Source organism: Acinetobacter sp. SwsAc5 (genome assembly GCF_013391485.1).
GTDB classification, from domain to species: Bacteria; Pseudomonadota; Gammaproteobacteria; order Pseudomonadales; family Moraxellaceae; genus Acinetobacter; species Acinetobacter towneri.
The window spans coordinates 22,153-41,854 of record NZ_JACAXD010000007.1 but is presented as its reverse complement, the minus strand read 5'-3'; the positions used below and the strand labels follow the sequence as shown (position 1 = coordinate 41,854).

Here is a 19,702-nt window from a genome sequence, read left to right as displayed (position 1 = left end):
AACGACGACCGACACGAGTGTTTAGGCGTTCCAAAGCGATATGGCAATATTAATTACAGCACCTTTAGGCACTGGCAAAACCCTATATACAATCGAGCTGATTTTTGAATATTTAAACCAGGGTCGCCCTGTTTACTCTAATATTGTTGGTTTAAAAATACCTGGTGTCATCAATGTTGAGTCTACTTCTCAAAGTCCTTTCGACTGGCGAGATCTGCCTAATGATGCTGTCTTAGTTTATGATGAAGCGCACGAACACCCTGCATATTCTGAACGTGACTTATTAAAAAATTTAACTATTGAGGAATATGAAAAACGATTAAAAGAAGCAGAAAATTTAGATTTGCCTGACACCAAAAAGAAGTCTTTGATCTCAACTATTGAAAGGGAATATTCCAAAGCACTAAGACGCAAAAAAGAACAAATACTTGATATTGGGCTTTCAATGTCAATGCACAGGCATTTCGGTCAAGAAATATTATTAATTACTCAAAATCCCACTAAATTAAATAAAGATGTTTTAGGCAACGTCACAATTCATTATGTTATGCGTAGAAAATTTGGTTTTGAAGCTGCAAACATTTGGACATTTGGCGAAGCTATGACTACTTGGGGCAAGTCTGTTGCTGATTCTGCTTTAGAAAAAAAGTATTGGCGTTTTCCAAAGCATTTATACAAATTTTATGTTTCATCTGAAAAACATAATATGAAAAAATACTTTCCTAAAAAGTATTACGCTTTTGCTTGTATTCCATTACTGATTTTTTATCTTGGATATTCAAAAGCATCTGATACAGGTTTTTTTGGATTAATACCAAAAAAAGAACAAGAAACGCAATTAACTCATAATGTTGTTAAGCCTGTTGAGGGCAAGACTAAACAAGATTTACATGACGAAATACAGGCTGAAAAGTTGGGTTTAACATTAGATCAATATAGAGATTTAAAAAACCCACAAGCGAACAATGAACAAAATTTAGAACTTACTCAAAATTCATTACATCAGATCACAGCACAATACAAAGCAAGTGACCCATTTGATTATTCATATATGCAAGCTCCTCCAGTGACAGCCTACCAAGTCTTTTCGGGTTGCTTTAATGGTGTCGCATACGATACGCAAGGCACAATTTTACATGATGCGCCAAAAGACCTTTGCAAGCGTGTTATGGCTGGAGATCGCCCATTCAATCCATATAGGAATACCAATAATGCAATGGTTACTCAAGACAGTATTACGCAAGATTATTCACAAGCTGCTGAACAAACTGTTCAACAGGTTCAATTAACGCCCGATGAATTGGCGAAGTTCCAACAAGCTAAAGAGATGGGGCTTATTTAGAGTTTTGGCTCTTTTCTTTCTTGTTTTTCATCTTTCTTTTTCAGAAGCTTAAACATTTCTTTTCCTGCAATTAAGTATTGCACGTATGTCGTTATGCTTGTAAATATGAAACCACCAATAAGGAAACCCATCCAAAAAACATATTTATTTATAGAGCAATCAAACATGCTGAAATCCAAGATTATTTTTTCTCATGATATATCTTATTTTCAAACAATCCCAGTAGTCTATTTTGTACTGTACTGTATCGTATTTTAGTACAGTACAGTACAGTACAGTACATATCAGAGCAGGCGGAGTGCCTGCGAACTGACGCTATTTAAATTTCAAAACCTTCCTTTCCCTGATTACAAGCTCCCTTTTGCCTGCAAACGGGGATAATTAGAGCGTCCCGCATGGGCGCGAACTGATATATTTTAACTCCCGATACAAATAAGTAGTTGTATTTATGAATGTTAGAGAAATAGTTGAGTTTTACGCTCGCAATGGGCTTTTTGATTCTAAATATACTTATTCAGATAAAATCATGCACCTAGAATGGTTTTATCAATTTGATGAAGTCACAATAGAATTGATCAATGAATATTGTGCATATAGAAAATTACAGGGAGTGAAAAACAGCACAATTAACCGTGAATTAAATCTTATTAAGTCTGCTTTTAATTATTACCTGAAACATAAAAACGTCACTTTTAAAAATGTATTTAATGGCTTTCGCTTATTTGAAGAAGATTATATCCCAAAGTTTTTAAATGCGACTGAATGCCAGAAGCTATTATTTGCTGCAAAGCGTTACAACAATTATCTATTACATGATTTTATCTTGCTTGCGCTCAATACTGGTTGCCGTGCTTCTGAATTGACAACACTTACATGGGATAACGTGTCTATCAATGACCGTTTTCTTATTATCCGTAATTCCCTGTCTAAGAATAAAAAGACTGTTTACAAGCCTATCAATGATACTTCTTTCGATGCGCTCATTCGGCTTAAAACACATCGGAAGTTTGTTTTTTACAATCCTAAAACCAACAACCATATAAAAAGTTTCAGGCGTGGTTTTCAATGTGCTGCACAACGTGCTGACTTAGGGCATTTAAGAATCCACGATTTACGTCATACATTTGCAAGTTTTTTGGTAAAGCAAGGCGTTCCGATCTATCACGTTTCAACATTATTGGGTCACTCTGACACCCGCATCACCCAGCGTTACGCCCATTTAGCACCTGAAAATTTACATGAGGTCTTAAAATGTTTACCTTCTTTGGTATAAATTTACAAATATTTACAATTAATTTGATAAATAAGATACTCGCCCTTTCACGGCGGTAACCGGGGTTCGAATCCCCGTAGGGACGCCATATTCGAGATGTTTACATCTCAACAAAAAGCCCAATCAATATGACTTGGGCTTTTTGCTATCTAACGCATTAGTTTTATATTTCAATCTGTGCGGACTGATTCAAAAACCATAGTTTAAGCTTTGAATCCGTCCACTGAGGTTTGAAAAATACGAATCAAGCTGATTTACGTGAGTTGACCTGTCCTTTAATCACCGCAGTTAAATTGCCTTTTAAATATTTGAAAAAGACTTTTAAAGGCGAGAGTTTCGGGTTTGGACGCTTGCCTTGTGCAATTGCTTTGAACTGCGCGGCATACCAAATAATTTCCATAATTGCCATTTTATCAATCATCGGGATACCAGTTTTAATTTTATCGACCCCGTAACGTACATCTTGACCCGCCAACAAACGGTTGGCTAAATCGGTTTCTACCGCAAATGGTCGGGCGATCCCAATAAAGTCACATGCACCACTGTCCAAAGCAGCATTCATGGCAACTACCGTTCTAAAACCACCTGTCACCATTAAGTGGCATTTCACCTGACTGCGAATCAATTCCGCAAAAGATAAAAAATAGGCTTCACGGGCAATGGTACTTGGTTTACGTTTATCAGCTTTAGAGCCTGCCATCGCGGGTGCTTCATAAGTACCACCTGAAATTTCAATCATATCTATACCTGCTTCATCCATGGCTTTAAACACGCTAATCACTTCTTCTTCAGTGATGCCGCCACGTTGAAAATCTGCAGAGTTTAGTTTGACTGATACAATAAAATTGTCTGAGGTCGCTGCACGTACCGCTTGATAAATTTGCATCAAAAAGCGCATACGGTTTTCAATATTGCCGCCCCATTGGTCTTGGCGTTTATTGGTCAGTGGCGATAAAAACTGGCTGATCAAATAGCCATGCGCACCATGCAGTTGAATCCCTTCAAAGCCCGCTTGCTCACAAATCTGTGCAGCTTTGGCAAAACGCTGAATAATATCGAGGATTTCATCTTCATGTAGTTCACGTGGTGTACCAAAACTCAAAGCTAAACTTGGACTAAAAGGCACAGCCGAAGGTGCAACCGTTTCTTTATTCAAACCTTTCGGACATTGCCGCCCAGGATGTGACAACTGTACCAATTGCACCATGCCATAACGTTTACCAACTTCTGCCCACTGTTTGAGCTTTTCTATATCTCGGTCTGATTCAATTCCCACAACACCCGGTTCATTTTTGGCACGTAAATCGACCATTACGTTGCCAGTGATGGCACAGCCCAAACCACCTTTTGCCCATGCTTCATATAGACCTAAATGCAGGCTATTCGGCTGCCCTGCCGTGTTGGCAAGCGCCTCACTCATCGCGCCTTTAATGATGCGATTTTTAAACATGGTATTACGAATCTGAATTGTTTCGGCAAGATGGCTCATACACTGTTCCGTATTGTGTTTTATTGGTCTTTTTTACTCTAAAGATTTTTCGGAACAGGTCAATGCCATTTTGACAAATCTTATTGTCAAAATGGTAAAACAAGTCAGCCAGCCGAAATAGCTGTTTAAAAATATTGAAGGTTTAATACTCACTGGCAGCAATCAATTGACGGGTATATTCTGTTTGCGGATGGCTAAATAACTGTACAGTATCTTGAAATTCCATGACTTTCGCTTGATGCAGCACCAACACTTTTTGACACAGTGCTTTCACCACTTGCAAATCGTGGCTAATAAACAAATAGCTCATCTGTTCTTGCTGCTGCAAACGACGTAACAGCTGCACGACAGCACGTTGCGTGGTACGGTCTAAGGCAGAAGTCGGCTCATCCATAATTAACAGTTTAGGACGCAGCACCAACGCGCGTGCTAATGCAATCCGTTGACGTTGCCCACCCGACAATTCATGCGGATAGCGTTGTTTAAAACTCACAGGCAATTCCACTTTGCTTAGAGCTTCATCAATGCGCTGGATGATTTCAGGCTTGGACAATTGTTGCAATGCCAAACCCTCACCAATGGTTTGCTCCACATTTAAACGTGGATTTAAGCTGCTAAACGGGTCTTGAAATACAATTTGAAACTGCTGACGTAAGGGACGCAATTGGCGTTCATTCAGTTGATTCAGATCTTGCCCAAGTAGTTCAATTTTTCCCTCACTTTCAATCAATCGTGCAATTGCAAGTGCCAATGAACTTTTACCCGAACCACTTTCACCGACAATACCAATAGATTGACCTTGCGGAAGTTGCAAGCTTAACGGCTCAACCGCAACCACATAATCTTTAACCCGATTCAGCAAGCCTTGTTTAATCGGGAATTTCACAGCAACCTGCTCCAACTCCAAAATGGTCGGCAACTCATCAACCTGCAAAGCTTCACCAAAATCATGATTCAACAAGTTTTGGGTATAGGCTTGCTGCGGTCTATTAAAAATATCTGCCACACTGCCCTGTTCTTCGACCCGTCCATGATTCATGACAATGACCTGATCTGCATATTGTTTGACCAAGTTCAAATCGTGGCTGATCAAAATCATGGCCATATTATGACGCACTTGCAGGCTTTTTAATAAATCCAAAATCTGCGCCTGCAAAGTGACATCTAAAGCAGTGGTTGGTTCATCGGCAATTAAAATATCGGGATCAAGTGCCAACGCCATTGCGATCATCACTCGCTGACGTTGCCCCCCAGATAATTCATGTGGGTAACGCTTTAGTTTTTCTTCAGGCTGAGGAATGCCAACATCCTCAAGTAATTGCAATACCCGAGCACGCGTTTTTTCCTTGCTCCAACCTTGGAGCAACAAACTTTCACCAATAATTTTTTCCACGCGATGCAACGGATTTAAAGCCGTCATCGGTTCCTGAAAAATCATGGCAATTTTTTGACCACGAACTTGCCGCAATTGTTGCGGTTTAAGGCGAAGTAAATCCTGTTCTGCAAAGATTGCCTGACCTTGCACCTGTAAATGTTCGGGCAATAAACCTAGCAACGCCAAACTGCTAATAGATTTTCCAGAACCACTTTCACCGACTAACGCAATAGTTTCGCCTGCATGCAGCTCAAAGTTTAAATCGTGCAGCAAAACCTGTTCCTGCTGCCGAATATGCAGATGACTGACTGTTAGCAATACTGCAGGCTGTGACGCATTTGAAGGTTTAACGTCTTGGATCGAATGCATCACGGGTCGCTTCTCCAATATAAATCAACAAGGACAGCACAATCGCTAAGGTAAAAAAGCCTGACAACGCTAACCACGGTGCATTTAAATTATTTTTGCCTTGTAACAGCAACTCACCTAAAGATGCTGCATCGGGCGGTAAGCCATAACCTAAAAAATCCAGTGCAGTTAAAGCTGTAATATTGGCGGTTAGCATAAATGGCAACTGCGACAAACTCGAACTCATGGCATTGGGTAAAATATACCGAAACATAATGGTACGATCGGTTACGCCTAAACTTCGCGCTGCACGGACATAGTCAAAATTTCGGGCGCGTAAAAATTCTGCTCGAACCAAGCCGACCAGTGTCGTCCAGCCAAATAACAGCATAATCACAAATAGCCAATACACACTTGGGGTAAACATGCTGACCAAAATCATCACCATGAACAGCATCGGTAAACCGCCCCACACCTCTAAAACGCGCTGACCAATTAAATCGACCCAGCCGCCATAGTAGCCCTGAATTGCCCCGACCAAAATGCCCAAAGCTGCCGATGCAAAAGTCAATGCAAAGCCAAATAACAGCGATACACGCAAGCCATATAAAATTCGCGCCAACACATCGCGCCCTTGGTCATCTGTACCTAGCCAATTTTGTGCAGTTGGTGCAGAAGGTACAGGAACGGCCAAATCTAAATTCGGGGTCTGGTAAGAAAACTCAATGAGCGGCCAAACTGCCCATCCTCGGTCTGCAATCAGTTGTTGCACCACTGGGTCTTTATAATCTGCTTCGGTTTCAAATACACCGCCAAAGGTCGTTTCAGGATAAGCCTTGAACACTGGCAGATATAAAGATTGCTCATATTTGACCAATAACGGTTTATCATTGGCAATCAGTTCTGCCGCCAAAGACAACACAAAAATAATGATAAAGACAATGAAACAACCAAAACCCAATTTATTCTGTTTAAAACGCTGCACACGCGCCTGCATGATCGGTGACATTATTTTGCCCCTCGCGATTCAAAACTAATACGTGGGTCAATCACCTGATATAACACATCGCTGATTAAGCGCAGAATTAAGCCCAATAAGGTAAAAATAAACAAAGTACCAAAAATTACAGGATAATCACGCTGCACAATCGCCTCAAAACCAAGCAGGCCTAATCCATCCAAATTAAAAATAATTTCGATGAACAAGTTCCCGACAAAGAAAATACCCACCAACGCTTCGGGCAAACCTGCAATTACAATTAGCATGGCATTACGAAACACATGCCCATATAACACACGCGATTCGGTTAGACCTTTAGAACGTGCCGCCAACACATACTGCTTGTTTAATTCTTCCATAAATGAATATTTGGTCAGATAGGTCAGCCCTGCAAAACCACCAATCACCATCGCCAATAAAGGCAAAGTTATGTGCCAAAAATAATCGGTAATTTTTCCCCACAGACTTAATTGTGCAAAGTTCTCAGACACCAAACCCTGTAAGGGGAACCACTGAAAATATGAACCACCCGCAAAAAATACAATCAGCAAAATAGCAAAGGCAAACGCAGGAATGGCATAACCGACTGCCAACAAAATAGAAGTGGCTTTATCAAACAACAAGCCATGCTGACGGGCTTTTTTAATGCCTAAAGGAATAGAAATTAAATAAATCAGCAAGGTGCTCCATAAACCTAAAGATAGCGATACAGGTAATTTTTCCCATAACAATTGGGTCACAGGTTTATCTTTAAAAAAGCTGGTGCCAAAATCGAACTGCACATAGCTGGTGAGCATTTGCCAAAAGCGTTCATGTGCAGGTTTATCGAATCCATATTGCGCTTCGATTTTTGCGACCATTTCATCACTTAAACCTTTAGCACCTTGATAATTGCTGCTATTGGAGGTTGCAGCAGTTTCCCCGCCTGTCGCCCCCATGCCCTGAAAGGCTTCGGCTTGCTGAATCGCCTGTTCGACTGGACCGCCCGGTGCAATTTGAATCACCACAAAGTTAATCAATAAAATGAAAAACAAGGTTGGAATAATCAGGAGCAATCTTTTGAGTATGTATGTGCCCATGTACTTACCTTTTGGCAATGTTCTGGTTTATCGCAAACACTGTCATGCTTGAGTTTTAAAATCGTTATTGTTGACGTAAATAATGTGCAACTTTCTTGGCTTGGGCAGCATCACTCCACCAATAATCAATTCCTGCCGATAGTTTAGGTTTGATGGCGGGCTGACGATACATATTCCAATAGGCATACCAGTTTTCACCTTTGCCATAGGTTGGAATTTGATAATACCCCGCACGCAATAAACGATCCAAAACTTTGGTACGCACAATCAATTGTTCACGATTAGGCGCACGAATCAACTGTTGTACCACTTCATCAATTACTGGGTTTTTAATGCCTGCGTAATTATAGTTTCCTGGTTGATCTGCGGCAGCACTACTCCAAAGCTGTGCTTGCTCATTGCCTGGACTTAAAGATTGCGGCATGACACTGGTGGTCATATCAAAATCGGCACGGCGCATGCGTTCAATATATTGCGGCACATCGACATGCCGAATATTTACCGTAACGCCCAGACGTTTCATATTGCGCACAAAAGGCACTAATGTGCGTTGCAAACCATCCTGATGAATTAAAAATTCAATTTGAATGGCTTTGCCTTTGGCATCGACCAATTTACCTTGCTGAAAACGATAACCCGCTTTCAAAAGCAATTCACGGGCTTTAAGCAAGCCGTTACGGTTAAAGCCACTGGCATCAGTCACAGGATACTGCCAATTTTGCAATACGCCTTGGCGTTGAATAGGATGCAGCTTGGCCAAATAGGGTTTTAAAACAGACAATTCTGCGGCTGAAGGTGTGCCTTTGGCTTCTAATTCACTGTTAGAAAAATAACTTTGCAAACGGCGATATTGCCCATAAAACAAGGCTTTGTTTTGCCATTCAAAATCATAAGCGTAGGTTAAAGCCTGCCTAAAACGAATATCCTGAAACGCATGTCTGCGGGTATTAAAAACAAAACTTTGGGTCGGAATTGGGTTTTGGTGCTGAAATTTATGCTTGACCACCATGCCCGCATTCACAGCAGGAAAACGATATTCAGTGACCCATTTTCGTGCGGTATATTCTTCATGCAACGTGTATTGCCCCGACTTAAACCCTTCGAAGGCAATATCCAGATTGCGATAATAAACATACTTCAGGCGGTCAAAATTATAGCGCCCTTTATTTACGGGTAAATCTTTGCCCCAATAATTTGGATTACGCTTATAAGTAATGCTGCGCCCTGCATCAATCCGCTCAATAAGATACGGCCCTGAACCTAAAATCGGTTCTAGTGTGATGCGGGTAAAGTCACGCTTTTGCCAGTCTTTTTTAGAATAGATTGGCATTTGCGACAAAATCAGCGGCATTTCTGCATTGTTAGTGGATTTAAAACTGACTTTAACCTGATGCTTAGACAAGACCGTGGTTTTATCTAAATCGGATAAATACATTTGCAAACCTGGATTAGACTTGGTCTGAAAAGCATCAAAACTGAATTTCACATCATCTGCTGTAACTGGGCTGCCATCACTAAATTTAGCTTTAGGATTTAAATGAAAAATGACAAATGCAGTTTGCTTGGGGTCATAGCTGACTTTTTCTGCCAATAAGGGATACATCACCCCCGGCTCATCTAAAGAACTGCTCATGAGTGAATCGAATATAAAACTCACCCCATCGGTTGAGCTGCCCTTGCCATTCATGTCATTTAAATTATCAAAAGTGCCATTACTGGCACGAATTAAATCGCCACCTTTGGGCGCTTGCGGGTTGGCATAAGGCATAGCCGAGCGCCCCACATACTGAGGCTGGCTATGTACGGCAATATAGGGCGTGGTGTGTAACGCAGCCCATCCAAACTGCGGCAAGACCACACAACCTAAAATACAGCCCAGATATTGATGTGTCTTTTTTATGGCAAATGACATGCACACAGCTCCTTGTGCAGTATTCCTGAGGATGCCGTCAAAACATGACATCCTCAGGATTAAACTTTACAGATTCGGGACTTTAATCACATCGCCAATACGCAATTGAGTATTTGGCTGCATATCATTTAAATCTGCCAATGCTTTGGTGTCGATGCCATAACGACTGGATAAGCCAATCAGCGTATCCCCACGTTTCACTTTATATTCAGTTACGGTTTTGGGAACTTGAATATTTTGTCCAATGCGTAAACCTGAACGTGGCGTTAAGTTATTTAAACTCGCCAATTCTGCAACCGACACACCCACACGGCTGGCAATCGAATTTAAAGACTCACCACTTTTAACGGTATAAGTTTCGGTGGCTTTACTACTGCTGCTTTTCGCAGCACTTACGACCTCTGTTTTTACTTCATTTTTTGCAGCGCTGGCATCGACTTTTAAGCGTTGTCCAATGCGGACATTGGCAGTACGTGAAAGATCATTCAGCTCTGCCAAATAATTCAATTGCAATTTATATTGGCGCGCAATACTGCTTAAAGTTTCCCCTGCTTTGACCACGTGAATATCATTGGTGGTTTCAACCACCGCTTCAACTTGGGCTTTTTTCTCAGGAACATCCCCCGTGAGTTTAAGAATTTGTCCTGCTCTTAAACCACTGTTACGGCTTAGATTGTTTAAGTCTGCAATATAGTCTTGGCTGAGATTATATTTTGTCGAAATCGCCGATAAGGTATCGCCACGTTGTACCGTATAACGCTCAGGCACATTGACACCTGCAGGCACTTTGAGGGTTTGACCAATGCGCACACCGCTTTGCGTGCTTATATTATTTAAACTGGCGAGCTCTGCCAAAGAAATTTTGGCTTGGTTGGCAATGCTCGATAAAGTATCACCACGCTGTACTTGGTAGTTTTCAGTCGGATAGTTTGGCTCTGCTGCTTTTGTTTCTGACTTACTGGCTTCAGCTTTGCTCGCTTCCGTTTTTTGTGCAGTCACTTCATTTACAGGCACATTAATGCGTTGCCCAACCAATAAGCTACTGTTCGCGTTTAAACCTGGAGTTAAATCAGCCAATTCCTGATTTGACAAGGCATAACGGTCTGCAATCAGTTTTAAGTATTCGCCACGCTTCACTACGTAAGTTTTGGTTGCGATTTTTGCAGCCTGTTCTGCGGCTTTTTTGTCGGCTTCTGCTTTGGCTTTAGATGCAGCCGTTTCTTTTAAACTTAGACGCTGCCCTACAAATAAGCCACTGGTGGTGCTTAAGTTATTAAAATCTGCCAATTGTTTTACAGTTAAACCAAACTGACTGGCGACACCTGTTAAGGTATCATTGGCTTGCACCACGTATTGCTCAGGCATGGTTTTTGGCTTAGCAGGCTCTGCCTGTACTTGTGGCTTGGCGTCGTATAAATAAATACTGGTGCCCACATACAAAGTTGCATCTGGAGCAATTTGGTTCCACTTGGCAATATCACGCCAGTTCAAGCCATTTTTCATGGCAATACTGGCCAAGGTGTCCCCCGCTAACACGGTGTACGTGGTACGTTTGCCTTTTGGTGGTACGACCACCACTTCAGACTCCGTACGCACATAATTCTTACCTTGGTTACGCTTTGCTTCTTCTGAATCTAGGCGCGTATTTTCTGCCACACTTTTCGGGTAAGCAAAACCTTTGGTTAATTCTTTACCTTGCTGCTCTGCAACAGACAGACTGGTCTGAATAGCGGTCAGCTTAATTTTTCCATCGTATGGATCAACAATTTCAGTGCCTTGAGGCGCAATTTGTTTCAACTCAGCCACAAGTTGTTCTTGTTCTGCTTTAGAAGCCACAGGCTGCAACACTTCTTCTACAGTTTTATTGCTACCTTCTGCCTGCACTGCTGCAAGAATTTGCTCACGCTCAGTATTGGAAATTGGTGGTTCAATCCGCACAGGCTGAATATTGGCAGCAGGTGTAACAGCAACAGGAATACGCGGCGCACTTGGAATATCGCTACCCGCAGCAAATGCTGCCAAAGCGTCCGAACCTTGTGGCGTACGTGACAAACGTGTAGGCGTAGTCGTTGCTGGTTTTGAAACACTGGCTGTAGTCGATGCTGTGCTTGGTGTAGTGGTAGTTGTGACTGCCGTAGAGGCAGCAGGCTTGCCTGTAGTCGTTCTGGTTGTTGTACTGGTCGTTAACGCAGGTGGCTCAGATTTAGATGGTGTAATGGTCACACCAGAAGATGAAAACGATGGTGTGTTGCTGCTATTGCTTGCCCATAAACCGCCACCACCTTGTAGTTTTTTCAATCGTGCATCGACTGTTGGGCTTAAATCTGCAGGAATCAAAATACGCATTGGACTTTGGGTGTCAATCCGATCCCCACGATGTCCAGGGTTAAGCGAATACAGTTCGGCACGGCTGAGACCGGTAATATTGGCCACATCATTTAAATTCACCGCGCCCACATTAATTTCACGGAAGTGTGGACGGTTGGCAATTGGGGGTAAAGACACGCCATAAGCATGCGGGCTTTTAATAATTTGTGCTACCGCCAAGAAACGCGGCACATAGTTCATGGTTTCTTGCGGCAGTTTTAAAGACCAATAATCGGTTGGTAAACCTGCAGCTTTATTGCGGTTAATGGCTTGTTGAATACGACCCGGGCCTGCGTTATAAGCCGCCAATGCCAATTCCCAAGAACCAAACTGATTATACAAACTGCCCAAAAACTCATAGGCAGCACGAGTCGACTCCACGACATCTCGGCGACCATCGTACATCGAAGTTTGTTTTAAGCCGTAAATACGCCCTGTACTTGGAATGAACTGCCATAAACCTGCGGCAGCTGCGCTACTGGTTGCTGCAGGGTCATAGGAACTTTCAATCACAGGTAACAACGCCAATTCAGTTGGCATACCACGACGTTCAGCTTCTTTAACCGTGTGATACAAATAACGTGACGCACGCGCACTTAAACGATCCAAATACGGTTGACGTGAAATAAACCAGCCTCGCTGCGCTTCAATACGTGGGTTCCAATGGTTTAAATCCATTTTGAAACCAACGGTCATACGCTTCCAGACATCACCGTGTTTTAAAATTAATAAACGGTCACCTTCTACCGCGCGCATATCGGTTGCAGAGAGTAAATCTTCCAGACCATCTAAAGTACTGGCATCTAAATAACCCGAACCGACCTGACTTGAAGTGAGTGGCTTGCTCGCACCCTGCGTCGAGCTACAGCCCGTCATCAAGCCAAGGGCAGCCAATGCTGAACCTAAAACTGTAATTTTTAAAAATGAAGGTAAAGTCGGCTGCCACATGCGCGTGGTTGGTTTATACATAAAAAAATCCAAACAACTCGTATATAAATTATTTTTTAGACTTGCCATTGTAGTAGAGCTAGACAACGACACAAGGCATTAATTTAGCGCGTTTCGTCTATAAATGTTACAAGAAATTAAAAAATAGACAGGATTTACACGTCTAAACCGAATTTGCGATATACAATAGCTTTTCATTTTGATTTATTTTGCACAACCTGCGGATCTGATTTATGTCTCAAACAATCACTTTATATGTTGATGGTGCTTGTCGTGGTAATCCTGGCTTGGGTGGCTGGGGTGCGTATATTGTTACCGAACAAGAAGAACATAAATTATATGGTGGCGAAGCTCAAACCACCAATAACCGTATGGAATTGACTGCAGCGATTGAAGGCATTTTATTTTGCCCAATGGATGCCAAGCTGATTATTTGGACTGACTCCAATTACGTCAAACAAGGCATTACCGAGTGGATTCACGGTTGGAAAAAGAAAAACTGGAAAGATGTCAAAAACCCTGACCTTTGGCAAAAATTAGATGCGGTCTGTCAAGGTCGTGAAATTGAATGGCACTGGATTAAAGGTCACGCAGGACATGCAGGTAATGAAATGGCAGATCAGCTTGCCAATTTAGGTGCAGATCAAATTCAGAAAACCTTAACTACAAATACGGCTCAACACATTCGCCCTGCGCTCGAGCTTACCCCAAATGATAAAAAAAAAGCGGAATCTGATTGGTTGCTCGACGATCCTTTCGGTTTTGACTTGATCGAAGAAGATGTAGAAATTGAAACAAGTACGCTGCATCGTCCTGTAGAAATCGACGTACACAACAATCATCAGGTCAAGGTCGATCTTGAAATAATGCAGACGCCAACCACACGCCTAGCCACAGAAACAGAAACAGAAACAGAAACAGAAACAGAAACAACAATTGAAACTGCAATCAATGCCGTTGAAGCCGATACAGCAGCAGTAAATGATCTTTCCAATCATCCACACATTGTGATTACCCCTGCCACGCTAAGCTTACATGGTCCACGCCAATTGATTCTAGATACTGAAACCACAGGTTTTTACTATCAAGATGGTGACCGAATTATTGAAGTCGGTGCGCTGGAAATGATTAACCGTAAACTCACGGGCAGTTCCATCCACATTTATATTCAGCCTGAAAAACTGGTCGGTGAATCAGAAAACATTCACGGTATTTCAGATGAGTTCTTAAAAGACAAACCCAAGTTTGCCGAAATTGCCGATGTGCTGTATCAATATCTTAAAGGTGCAGAAATTATTGCGCATAACGCCACCTTCGATATGAACTTCTTAGATATGGAGTTCAGTCGTGCGGGGTTGGGCAATTTGTCCGAAGTATGCGAAGTGACCGACTCACTGCTCATGGCAAAAAGTAAGCATCCTGGGCAAAAAAACTCACTCGATGCGCTCGTCAGACGCTATGAAATTCCTGCGCGTGACCGTACGTTCCACGGCGCATTACTAGATGCTGAAATTCTAGCCGATGTTTACTTGGCAATGACTGGCGGACAAGTCGCCTTTGATATGGATGCTCTGTCTGCAAGCGAAGAACAGCAACGTCAAAGTGATCGTTTAAGCATTGATATTGATCTTGCTGTGATTCTGCCATCAGAAGAAGAATTGGCTGCACATGAGAATTGGGTCAAACAATTTGAAGAAAAACACGGTAAACCTTGCTTTTTTGCCAAATAAAATCTACGAGTTTTGTAATTTTATGTATTTAAAGATTTGCCAGTTCAGTTATAGTTAAAGCAAATAGGACTTTGTGTATTTTGCAAAGAACCAACAAACAGATAAAACACTAGGAAAGGTGCAGATCCATGTCTTACCAAACCTCTATACATTTTGATCCAACTGCCTTACTGATAATAAAAAATGAGGTTGATAATTCTATCAAACTGGTTGAATCCGCAGTAAGCACCTTAGCAGAAGATCAAACTTTGCCTTTTGGGATTGATGATGCACTGAATCAGTTTGAACAGTGTGCTCAGGTTTTAGCCTTAATTGATATGGAAAGCTTGGCAAAAATTGCGCAATACTCAGCAGAGCTGATGCGTAAAATTATGGGGAATCCAAGCAATATCAACACGCTGGAAGTCATTGCACTTAGCGAAGGCACCACCATGCTCAAGCGTTATATTGAGTTTATTTGCCTACGTGAAGTTAAAATTCCACAATTCCTACTCGACACTTTAAACCGTTTAGAATTGGCATTGGGTAAACCATTGACTCAGGAAGGTCAGCATATTGAAACTTTATTGGACTGCATCACTCCAAGTTTCCAATTGCCGCAAGTGCCTTCTTTAGAAAAGTCGGCTTATGTGCATCGCTTATATAAACTGTCATTACATAAGCTGCTCAAGCAAGAAGAATCTGCCATGGATCTTCAAGCGATTAAACTGGTAGGAACGTATTTGGCAGGTTTGGCAGAACAACATCCGAGTCAGCAATATTGGGGCTTAGTACACGTTGCCTTTAACCATATTGATAACTTGTTGTTGAATGAGCCACGTTTGCGTACTTTTATTAGTATTGAGCACAATATGCGTCAATACTTTGCTACGCCAGAAAGCTTTACCGCCAGCTTGTCTGATCTTGCGAATGTGTTGAGCCTGTGTATTAGTCAAGAAGATGAAATTTCTCAACATATTCGCAGTCAAATGAATATTGGTGAAGACTTACTCACCGACATGCAGCTCCAAGTATTCAGCCGTCATTTATATGGTCCAGATTTTGACACCATGCATACCATTAGCGATTTGGTCACCACAGAAATGACACAAATTCGCAATGATATTGAATACAACTATCAAAACATGAGTCCTGAAAAAACGCTGGAATTACAAGGCAAATTAACAGAGTTAGCAAACTTGTTTAAAGTCTTGAACTTAAATGAAGCGCATTTGGATTTACAACGCCAAGCTGAATCATTAAGCCGTCCTGAATTACTCAAAGATGAAAACTTTGCCCAGCAATTAATGAACGTGATTTTATCGGCCATGAACTCAATCGGTGTGCTTGAACGTCACCACACCTCTAGCCGTTTGCAGTTACGTGTGAATAACATGAACATTTCGCTAGATCGTTTAGATGAAGCACACGAAGCCTTGCTGACTGAAACCAAGTTACTGATTGACTTAATCACGCAAACACTGACACAGCACCTACAAACTCAAAGTGTTGCAGATTTAGAGCATACTTCAGCGCAAATTCGTGAAGTTGCAGGGGCAATGTTGTTCTTGAATGCTGAAAGTGGTCAAAAAGCACTGAAAGTATCTGCAGATTTTGTGCATGCACAAGTTGAAGCAGGGCAAAACTTAACAGCTGAACAGGTCAACAATATCTTAGATACGCTTGCCAGTGCAGATATGCTGATTGACAATTTAAAGAACAAACAACCTGTTCTGCAAAGCATGTTTAAGGTAGCATTGGACAATAGTGAAAAATTGAAAACTGTAGCCTAATGACTGAACTCTCACTTGCATATATTTTTCAGCAACAACAACTTTTGGTCGATGAAAACTTCCAATTACCACGTGTGGAAAAGTTGGCAAGTGATTTAAGTTTTAGCTCGGGTGATCAAGTGATTGCCCGAGATCTACTTGAAGATGAATCTATCCCTGAAGGCTTTCAACTGGTTCCAATCCGACAACTTTTACAAGTCTGGAACACCCAACAGTTTGAACAAGCTAGCCGTGCCATTCAGTTACTCGAATGGCGTCGCAATCATAAATTCTGCAGCCATTGCGGTCATAAAACCGAAGTCCATGCGACTCAATATGCCATGGTCTGCCCTGCTTGTGGCTATCACCAATATCCGCGCGTAAATCCATGTGTCATTACCGTGATTACTCGTGGTGAAGATGAAGTCTTATTGGCGCGTAATGCACGCAATAAACTGCCCATTTACGGTTTAATCGCAGGCTTTGTTGAAGTGGGTGAAACACTCGAAGAAGCAGTACGTCGTGAAACTTTTGAAGAAGTTGGCGTACAACTTAAAAATATTCAGTATCTTGCCAGCCAGCCGTGGCCTTTTCCAAGTAACTTAATGATCGCCTTTAAAGCTGAATATGCAGGCGGTGAAATTCAGTTACAGGAAGAAGAAATTCGTGATGCACAGTTCTTTAAGTTTGATCAACTGCCTGATATTCCATTTAAAGGCAGTATCGCCCATGCCATGATTATGCATGTGACCCAAGGCACGCCTGTGGCAGATGACACCAAAGCTTGGCTATAAGTCTAATTCGCAATCTTGCATTTAAAAAACCGTTGCACCCCATAAGCTGCAACGGTTTTTTTAATTATCATTTTCCACAGAAGATCAATCAACATCACGCATCTTTAAGTGCCTGATCTAAAGCACGCATAATTTGGCGTTTGGTCGCAAAGAAACGACTAAACAAACTCGACACCGAAGCCATAACACTGACATGCCCTGTTTTTGGAATGACAATAATTTCACTATGATTGCCATATTTCTTTAATACGTGGTCGAAGTCTGTGGCATTACTTGCCCCCACAATTTGATCTTTTTCTGCCACCAATAAATAGTGTTTGACTGAATTCGGCTCCACAAAATAATACGGCATCACATCCTGATACGGCACCTCTTGATCAAAGGCATCGGCACATAGCGGATCATCCTTATAATCAAAATGATAAGGCCCTGCCAAACCAATAATCGCACGAATGTGATCTTTACAGCTTAAAGCATAGGGCTGGGGATGGTACAACAAGGACATCACATTAAATGCCCCAGCCGAATGTCCCATCAATACCACCTGTGCCGTAGAAATACCCAGTTTGTGTTGCTGCTGAGTCAAGTAATTCAGTGCAAGAGTTAAATCATCAATATAGGTGGGAAAAATATGCTGTGGCGCGAGTTGATAGTTCATCACCGCAACATCAAAGCCTTCTTTTGCAAAAGCTTCGCCCACAAAACGATAATCCTGCTTATCGCCACGTGACCATGCCCCACCATGCACAAACACCATGAGTGGACACTGCGGGCGTGGTGTTGTAGTGCGGTACAAATCCAGACGATGTCGCGCACGTAAACCATAAGCAATATTGCTTTGAACGGTATAACCCTGACGTGGGGTTAAACGGTTCAGCGCATAGCTGCCCAAACTATACAGGCGAAATTCTTCATAAATACGTTTCGCCTGTTCTAAAGTTTTATTCAGTTGTTTAAACCAGTGTTCCACATTATTGAACATGTGTCGGTTCAACCTGATCTGGGTCAATCGCGACTGGCGTTTGTGTTTCTGGAGCAACCATTGGGCTGACAAAGTTCGCATTGTTGCTCGGTTGTAGCTCAATATTATCAATCAGGGTAATAATTTTAGTGACATTGCCCACTTGTTGTAGCACTTGGTTTAAATCCTGCAATTCTGCATTGTTTAAACGTCCCATCACATACAACACACCATCTTCGGTATGAATACGCACTTTGCTGTCTGACACCACAGGTGCTTTCATAATCAAACCACGGGTATTTGCAGTAACCGTGGTGTCCTGCATAATGGTGCTATAGCTGATTTGATTACCCACTGTAATATAATTGTGGATGGTTTTTACATCACTCATGGCACGCACATTGTCTTCTGCCAACTGTTTTAAATGCGCGTCAGGCACTTGCCCTGTCAACAACACATTGCCATGAAAACTTTCTATATTGACACGTGATTGTTTAAAACGTGAATCCAGTTTATATAAATTAATTTTTGCAGTACGTTCAATAGAGTTATCTATAAACACTTGCCCAAGTGAGCGTGCACCACTTTCTGTACCCACTGGCGCAGTGCCTGTGCCACTTGAAATAAAACTTGCACAACCCGATAAACTTGCTACACACAGCAAGGTCACTGCAATACGCTTGAACACTCAGCAAGACTCCTATTATTTTCTTTCAATTCTGGCTTGTGCTGTGCATTTCATCCTTAGATTTGCACGATCAACAATACACCGACTGATGCTTTTGCTTTAAATTTCACTCAAAGATTAATCAAGTCTGCATCAAAAGTAAAAGCATTTTCAATCCATTGCAAATCATACGGGAATTTGGAAAAGTCTTGCTGTACTGTTTTTGCAAATTGCTGAGAAAAATCAAAGCAAATCACATCAAAACGACAATAATATTCTGAATAGTGTGGATATTCTGTTAAAAACTGCATGGCGGTTTTCATAATTTTACGCTGCTTAGATGCAGACACCACTTCGTAGGCTTTGCCATAGCCAGTTTGCGAACGCGCTTTAACTTCTACAAAAATCAGTTGTTCTGCTTGAATAAAAATACCATCTATTTCACCAAAAACACTGTGATAATTCTGCTCCAGCATACGCCAACCGTGTTGATGTAAATATTGCCAAGCCGTCTGCTCTGCCCATGTGCCGATACTTTGCTGCAGTGTTTTTTGATTCATGCTATATCCAATTTTTTATTTTGTTATGGTGCGCAATCGTAGTATTCGCTGAAGTGCGATGACGCGAGTTTCACACGTCAGACTGCAATTCAGGTAGAATAAGCGC

The 19,702-nt window shown here is 41.8% G+C and carries 14 protein-coding genes; 5 read left to right on the top strand and 9 right to left on the bottom strand.

All coding sequences use genetic code 11. From position 1 onward, the window contains the following. Positions 1-40: 40 nt before the first annotated feature. Positions 41-1,342: a zonular occludens toxin domain-containing protein gene (locus HYG89_RS05590; protein WP_178866553.1), complete on the top strand. Its 1,302-nt coding sequence runs from the start codon at positions 41-43 to the stop codon at positions 1,340-1,342. Between the two features lie 448 nt (positions 1,343-1,790). Then, positions 1,791-2,615 carry a site-specific integrase gene (locus tag HYG89_RS05585; protein WP_178866551.1) on the top strand — a complete coding sequence of 275 codons (825 nt, stop codon included), beginning with the start codon at positions 1,791-1,793 and terminating at the stop codon, positions 2,613-2,615. Between the two features lie 244 nt (positions 2,616-2,859). Here the strand turns inward: HYG89_RS05585 and HYG89_RS05580 are convergent, their stop codons facing one another. From HYG89_RS05580 to HYG89_RS05555, 6 genes are all read right to left on the bottom strand, one after another. Then, the gene (locus HYG89_RS05580; protein WP_004972669.1) at positions 2,860-4,104 is read right to left on the bottom strand and encodes an NADH:flavin oxidoreductase/NADH oxidase family protein; all 1,245 of its coding nucleotides are present in this window, start codon (positions 4,102-4,104) and stop codon (positions 2,860-2,862) included. A gap of 142 nt (positions 4,105-4,246) precedes the next feature. Next, the gene (locus HYG89_RS05575; protein ID WP_178866619.1) at positions 4,247-5,848 is read right to left on the bottom strand and encodes an ABC transporter ATP-binding protein; all 1,602 of its coding nucleotides are present in this window, start codon (positions 5,846-5,848) and stop codon (positions 4,247-4,249) included. Further along, on the bottom strand, positions 5,826-6,836 hold the full coding sequence (locus HYG89_RS05570; RefSeq protein WP_178866549.1) for an ABC transporter permease: 1,011 nt from the start codon (positions 6,834-6,836) through the stop codon (positions 5,826-5,828). The genes HYG89_RS05575 and HYG89_RS05570 overlap by 23 nt, the downstream gene beginning before the upstream one ends. After that, on the bottom strand, positions 6,836-7,906 hold the full coding sequence (locus HYG89_RS05565) for a microcin C ABC transporter permease YejB (RefSeq protein WP_096902176.1): 1,071 nt from the start codon (positions 7,904-7,906) through the stop codon (positions 6,836-6,838). The genes HYG89_RS05570 and HYG89_RS05565 overlap by 1 nt, the downstream gene beginning before the upstream one ends. Positions 7,907-7,970: 64 nt before the next feature. Next, positions 7,971-9,818 (bottom strand): extracellular solute-binding protein, encoded by a 1,848-nt coding sequence (locus tag HYG89_RS05560; protein WP_178866547.1) that lies wholly within the window; start codon positions 9,816-9,818, stop codon positions 7,971-7,973. 66 nt (positions 9,819-9,884) lie between these two features. Beyond that, positions 9,885-13,154, bottom strand: coding sequence for a LysM peptidoglycan-binding domain-containing protein (locus HYG89_RS05555; protein ID WP_178866545.1), 3,270 nt, complete (start codon positions 13,152-13,154; stop codon positions 9,885-9,887). Between the two features lie 212 nt (positions 13,155-13,366). Between HYG89_RS05555 and dnaQ the strand changes: the two genes are divergently transcribed. The 3 genes from dnaQ to nudC all read left to right on the top strand — a co-directional run bounded on the left by dnaQ (position 13,367) and on the right by nudC (position 17,408). Then, the gene (gene dnaQ / locus HYG89_RS05550) at positions 13,367-14,863 is read left to right on the top strand and encodes a DNA polymerase III subunit epsilon (protein ID WP_178866543.1); all 1,497 of its coding nucleotides are present in this window, start codon (positions 13,367-13,369) and stop codon (positions 14,861-14,863) included. A gap of 128 nt (positions 14,864-14,991) precedes the next feature. Further along, the gene (locus tag HYG89_RS05545) at positions 14,992-16,635 is read left to right on the top strand and encodes a chemotaxis protein (RefSeq protein ID WP_178866541.1); all 1,644 of its coding nucleotides are present in this window, start codon (positions 14,992-14,994) and stop codon (positions 16,633-16,635) included. Then, complete coding sequence (nudC, locus tag HYG89_RS05540; protein ID WP_096902169.1) at positions 16,635-17,408, top strand: NAD(+) diphosphatase; 774 nt, start codon at positions 16,635-16,637, stop codon at positions 17,406-17,408. The genes HYG89_RS05545 and nudC overlap by 1 nt, the downstream gene beginning before the upstream one ends. A gap of 94 nt (positions 17,409-17,502) precedes the next feature. On the opposite strand, the gene HYG89_RS05535 is transcribed toward nudC, so the two are convergent. The 3 genes from HYG89_RS05535 to HYG89_RS05525 form a co-directional block, all read right to left on the bottom strand. Beyond that, positions 17,503-18,390 carry an alpha/beta hydrolase gene (locus tag HYG89_RS05535; RefSeq protein ID WP_104852296.1) on the bottom strand — a complete coding sequence of 296 codons (888 nt, stop codon included), beginning with the start codon at positions 18,388-18,390 and terminating at the stop codon, positions 17,503-17,505. Then, positions 18,380-19,057, bottom strand: coding sequence for a BON domain-containing protein (locus HYG89_RS05530; RefSeq protein ID WP_004972649.1), 678 nt, complete (start codon positions 19,055-19,057; stop codon positions 18,380-18,382). Before HYG89_RS05530 ends, HYG89_RS05535 begins: the two co-directional genes overlap by 11 nt. 110 nt (positions 19,058-19,167) lie before the next feature. After that, positions 19,168-19,596, bottom strand: coding sequence for a YraN family protein (locus tag HYG89_RS05525; protein ID WP_004972647.1), 429 nt, complete (start codon positions 19,594-19,596; stop codon positions 19,168-19,170). Positions 19,597-19,702: the final 106 nt, after the last annotated feature.

Bases quoted from the DNA above. Each gene is read 5' to 3' on its own strand.
- HYG89_RS05590 (WP_178866553.1), top strand. From the start codon at position 41: ATGGCAATATTAATTACAGCACCTTTAGGCACTGGCAAAACCCTATAT.
- HYG89_RS05585 (WP_178866551.1), top strand. From the start codon at position 1,791: ATGAATGTTAGAGAAATAGTTGAGTTTTACGCTCGCAATGGGCTTTTT.
- HYG89_RS05580 (WP_004972669.1), bottom strand. From the start codon at position 4,104: ATGAGCCATCTTGCCGAAACAATTCAGATTCGTAATACCATGTTTAAA.
- HYG89_RS05575 (WP_178866619.1), bottom strand. From the start codon at position 5,848: ATGCATTCGATCCAAGACGTTAAACCTTCAAATGCGTCACAGCCTGCA.
- HYG89_RS05570 (WP_178866549.1), bottom strand. From the start codon at position 6,836: ATGTCACCGATCATGCAGGCGCGTGTGCAGCGTTTTAAACAGAATAAA.
- HYG89_RS05565 (WP_096902176.1), bottom strand. From the start codon at position 7,906: ATGGGCACATACATACTCAAAAGATTGCTCCTGATTATTCCAACCTTG.
- HYG89_RS05560 (WP_178866547.1), bottom strand. From the start codon at position 9,818: ATGTCATTTGCCATAAAAAAGACACATCAATATCTGGGCTGTATTTTA.
- HYG89_RS05555 (WP_178866545.1), bottom strand. From the start codon at position 13,154: ATGTATAAACCAACCACGCGCATGTGGCAGCCGACTTTACCTTCATTT.
- dnaQ (WP_178866543.1), top strand. From the start codon at position 13,367: ATGTCTCAAACAATCACTTTATATGTTGATGGTGCTTGTCGTGGTAAT.
- HYG89_RS05545 (WP_178866541.1), top strand. From the start codon at position 14,992: ATGTCTTACCAAACCTCTATACATTTTGATCCAACTGCCTTACTGATA.
- nudC (WP_096902169.1), top strand. From the start codon at position 16,635: ATGACTGAACTCTCACTTGCATATATTTTTCAGCAACAACAACTTTTG.
- HYG89_RS05535 (WP_104852296.1), bottom strand. From the start codon at position 18,390: ATGTTCAATAATGTGGAACACTGGTTTAAACAACTGAATAAAACTTTA.
- HYG89_RS05525 (WP_004972647.1), bottom strand. From the start codon at position 19,596: ATGAATCAAAAAACACTGCAGCAAAGTATCGGCACATGGGCAGAGCAG.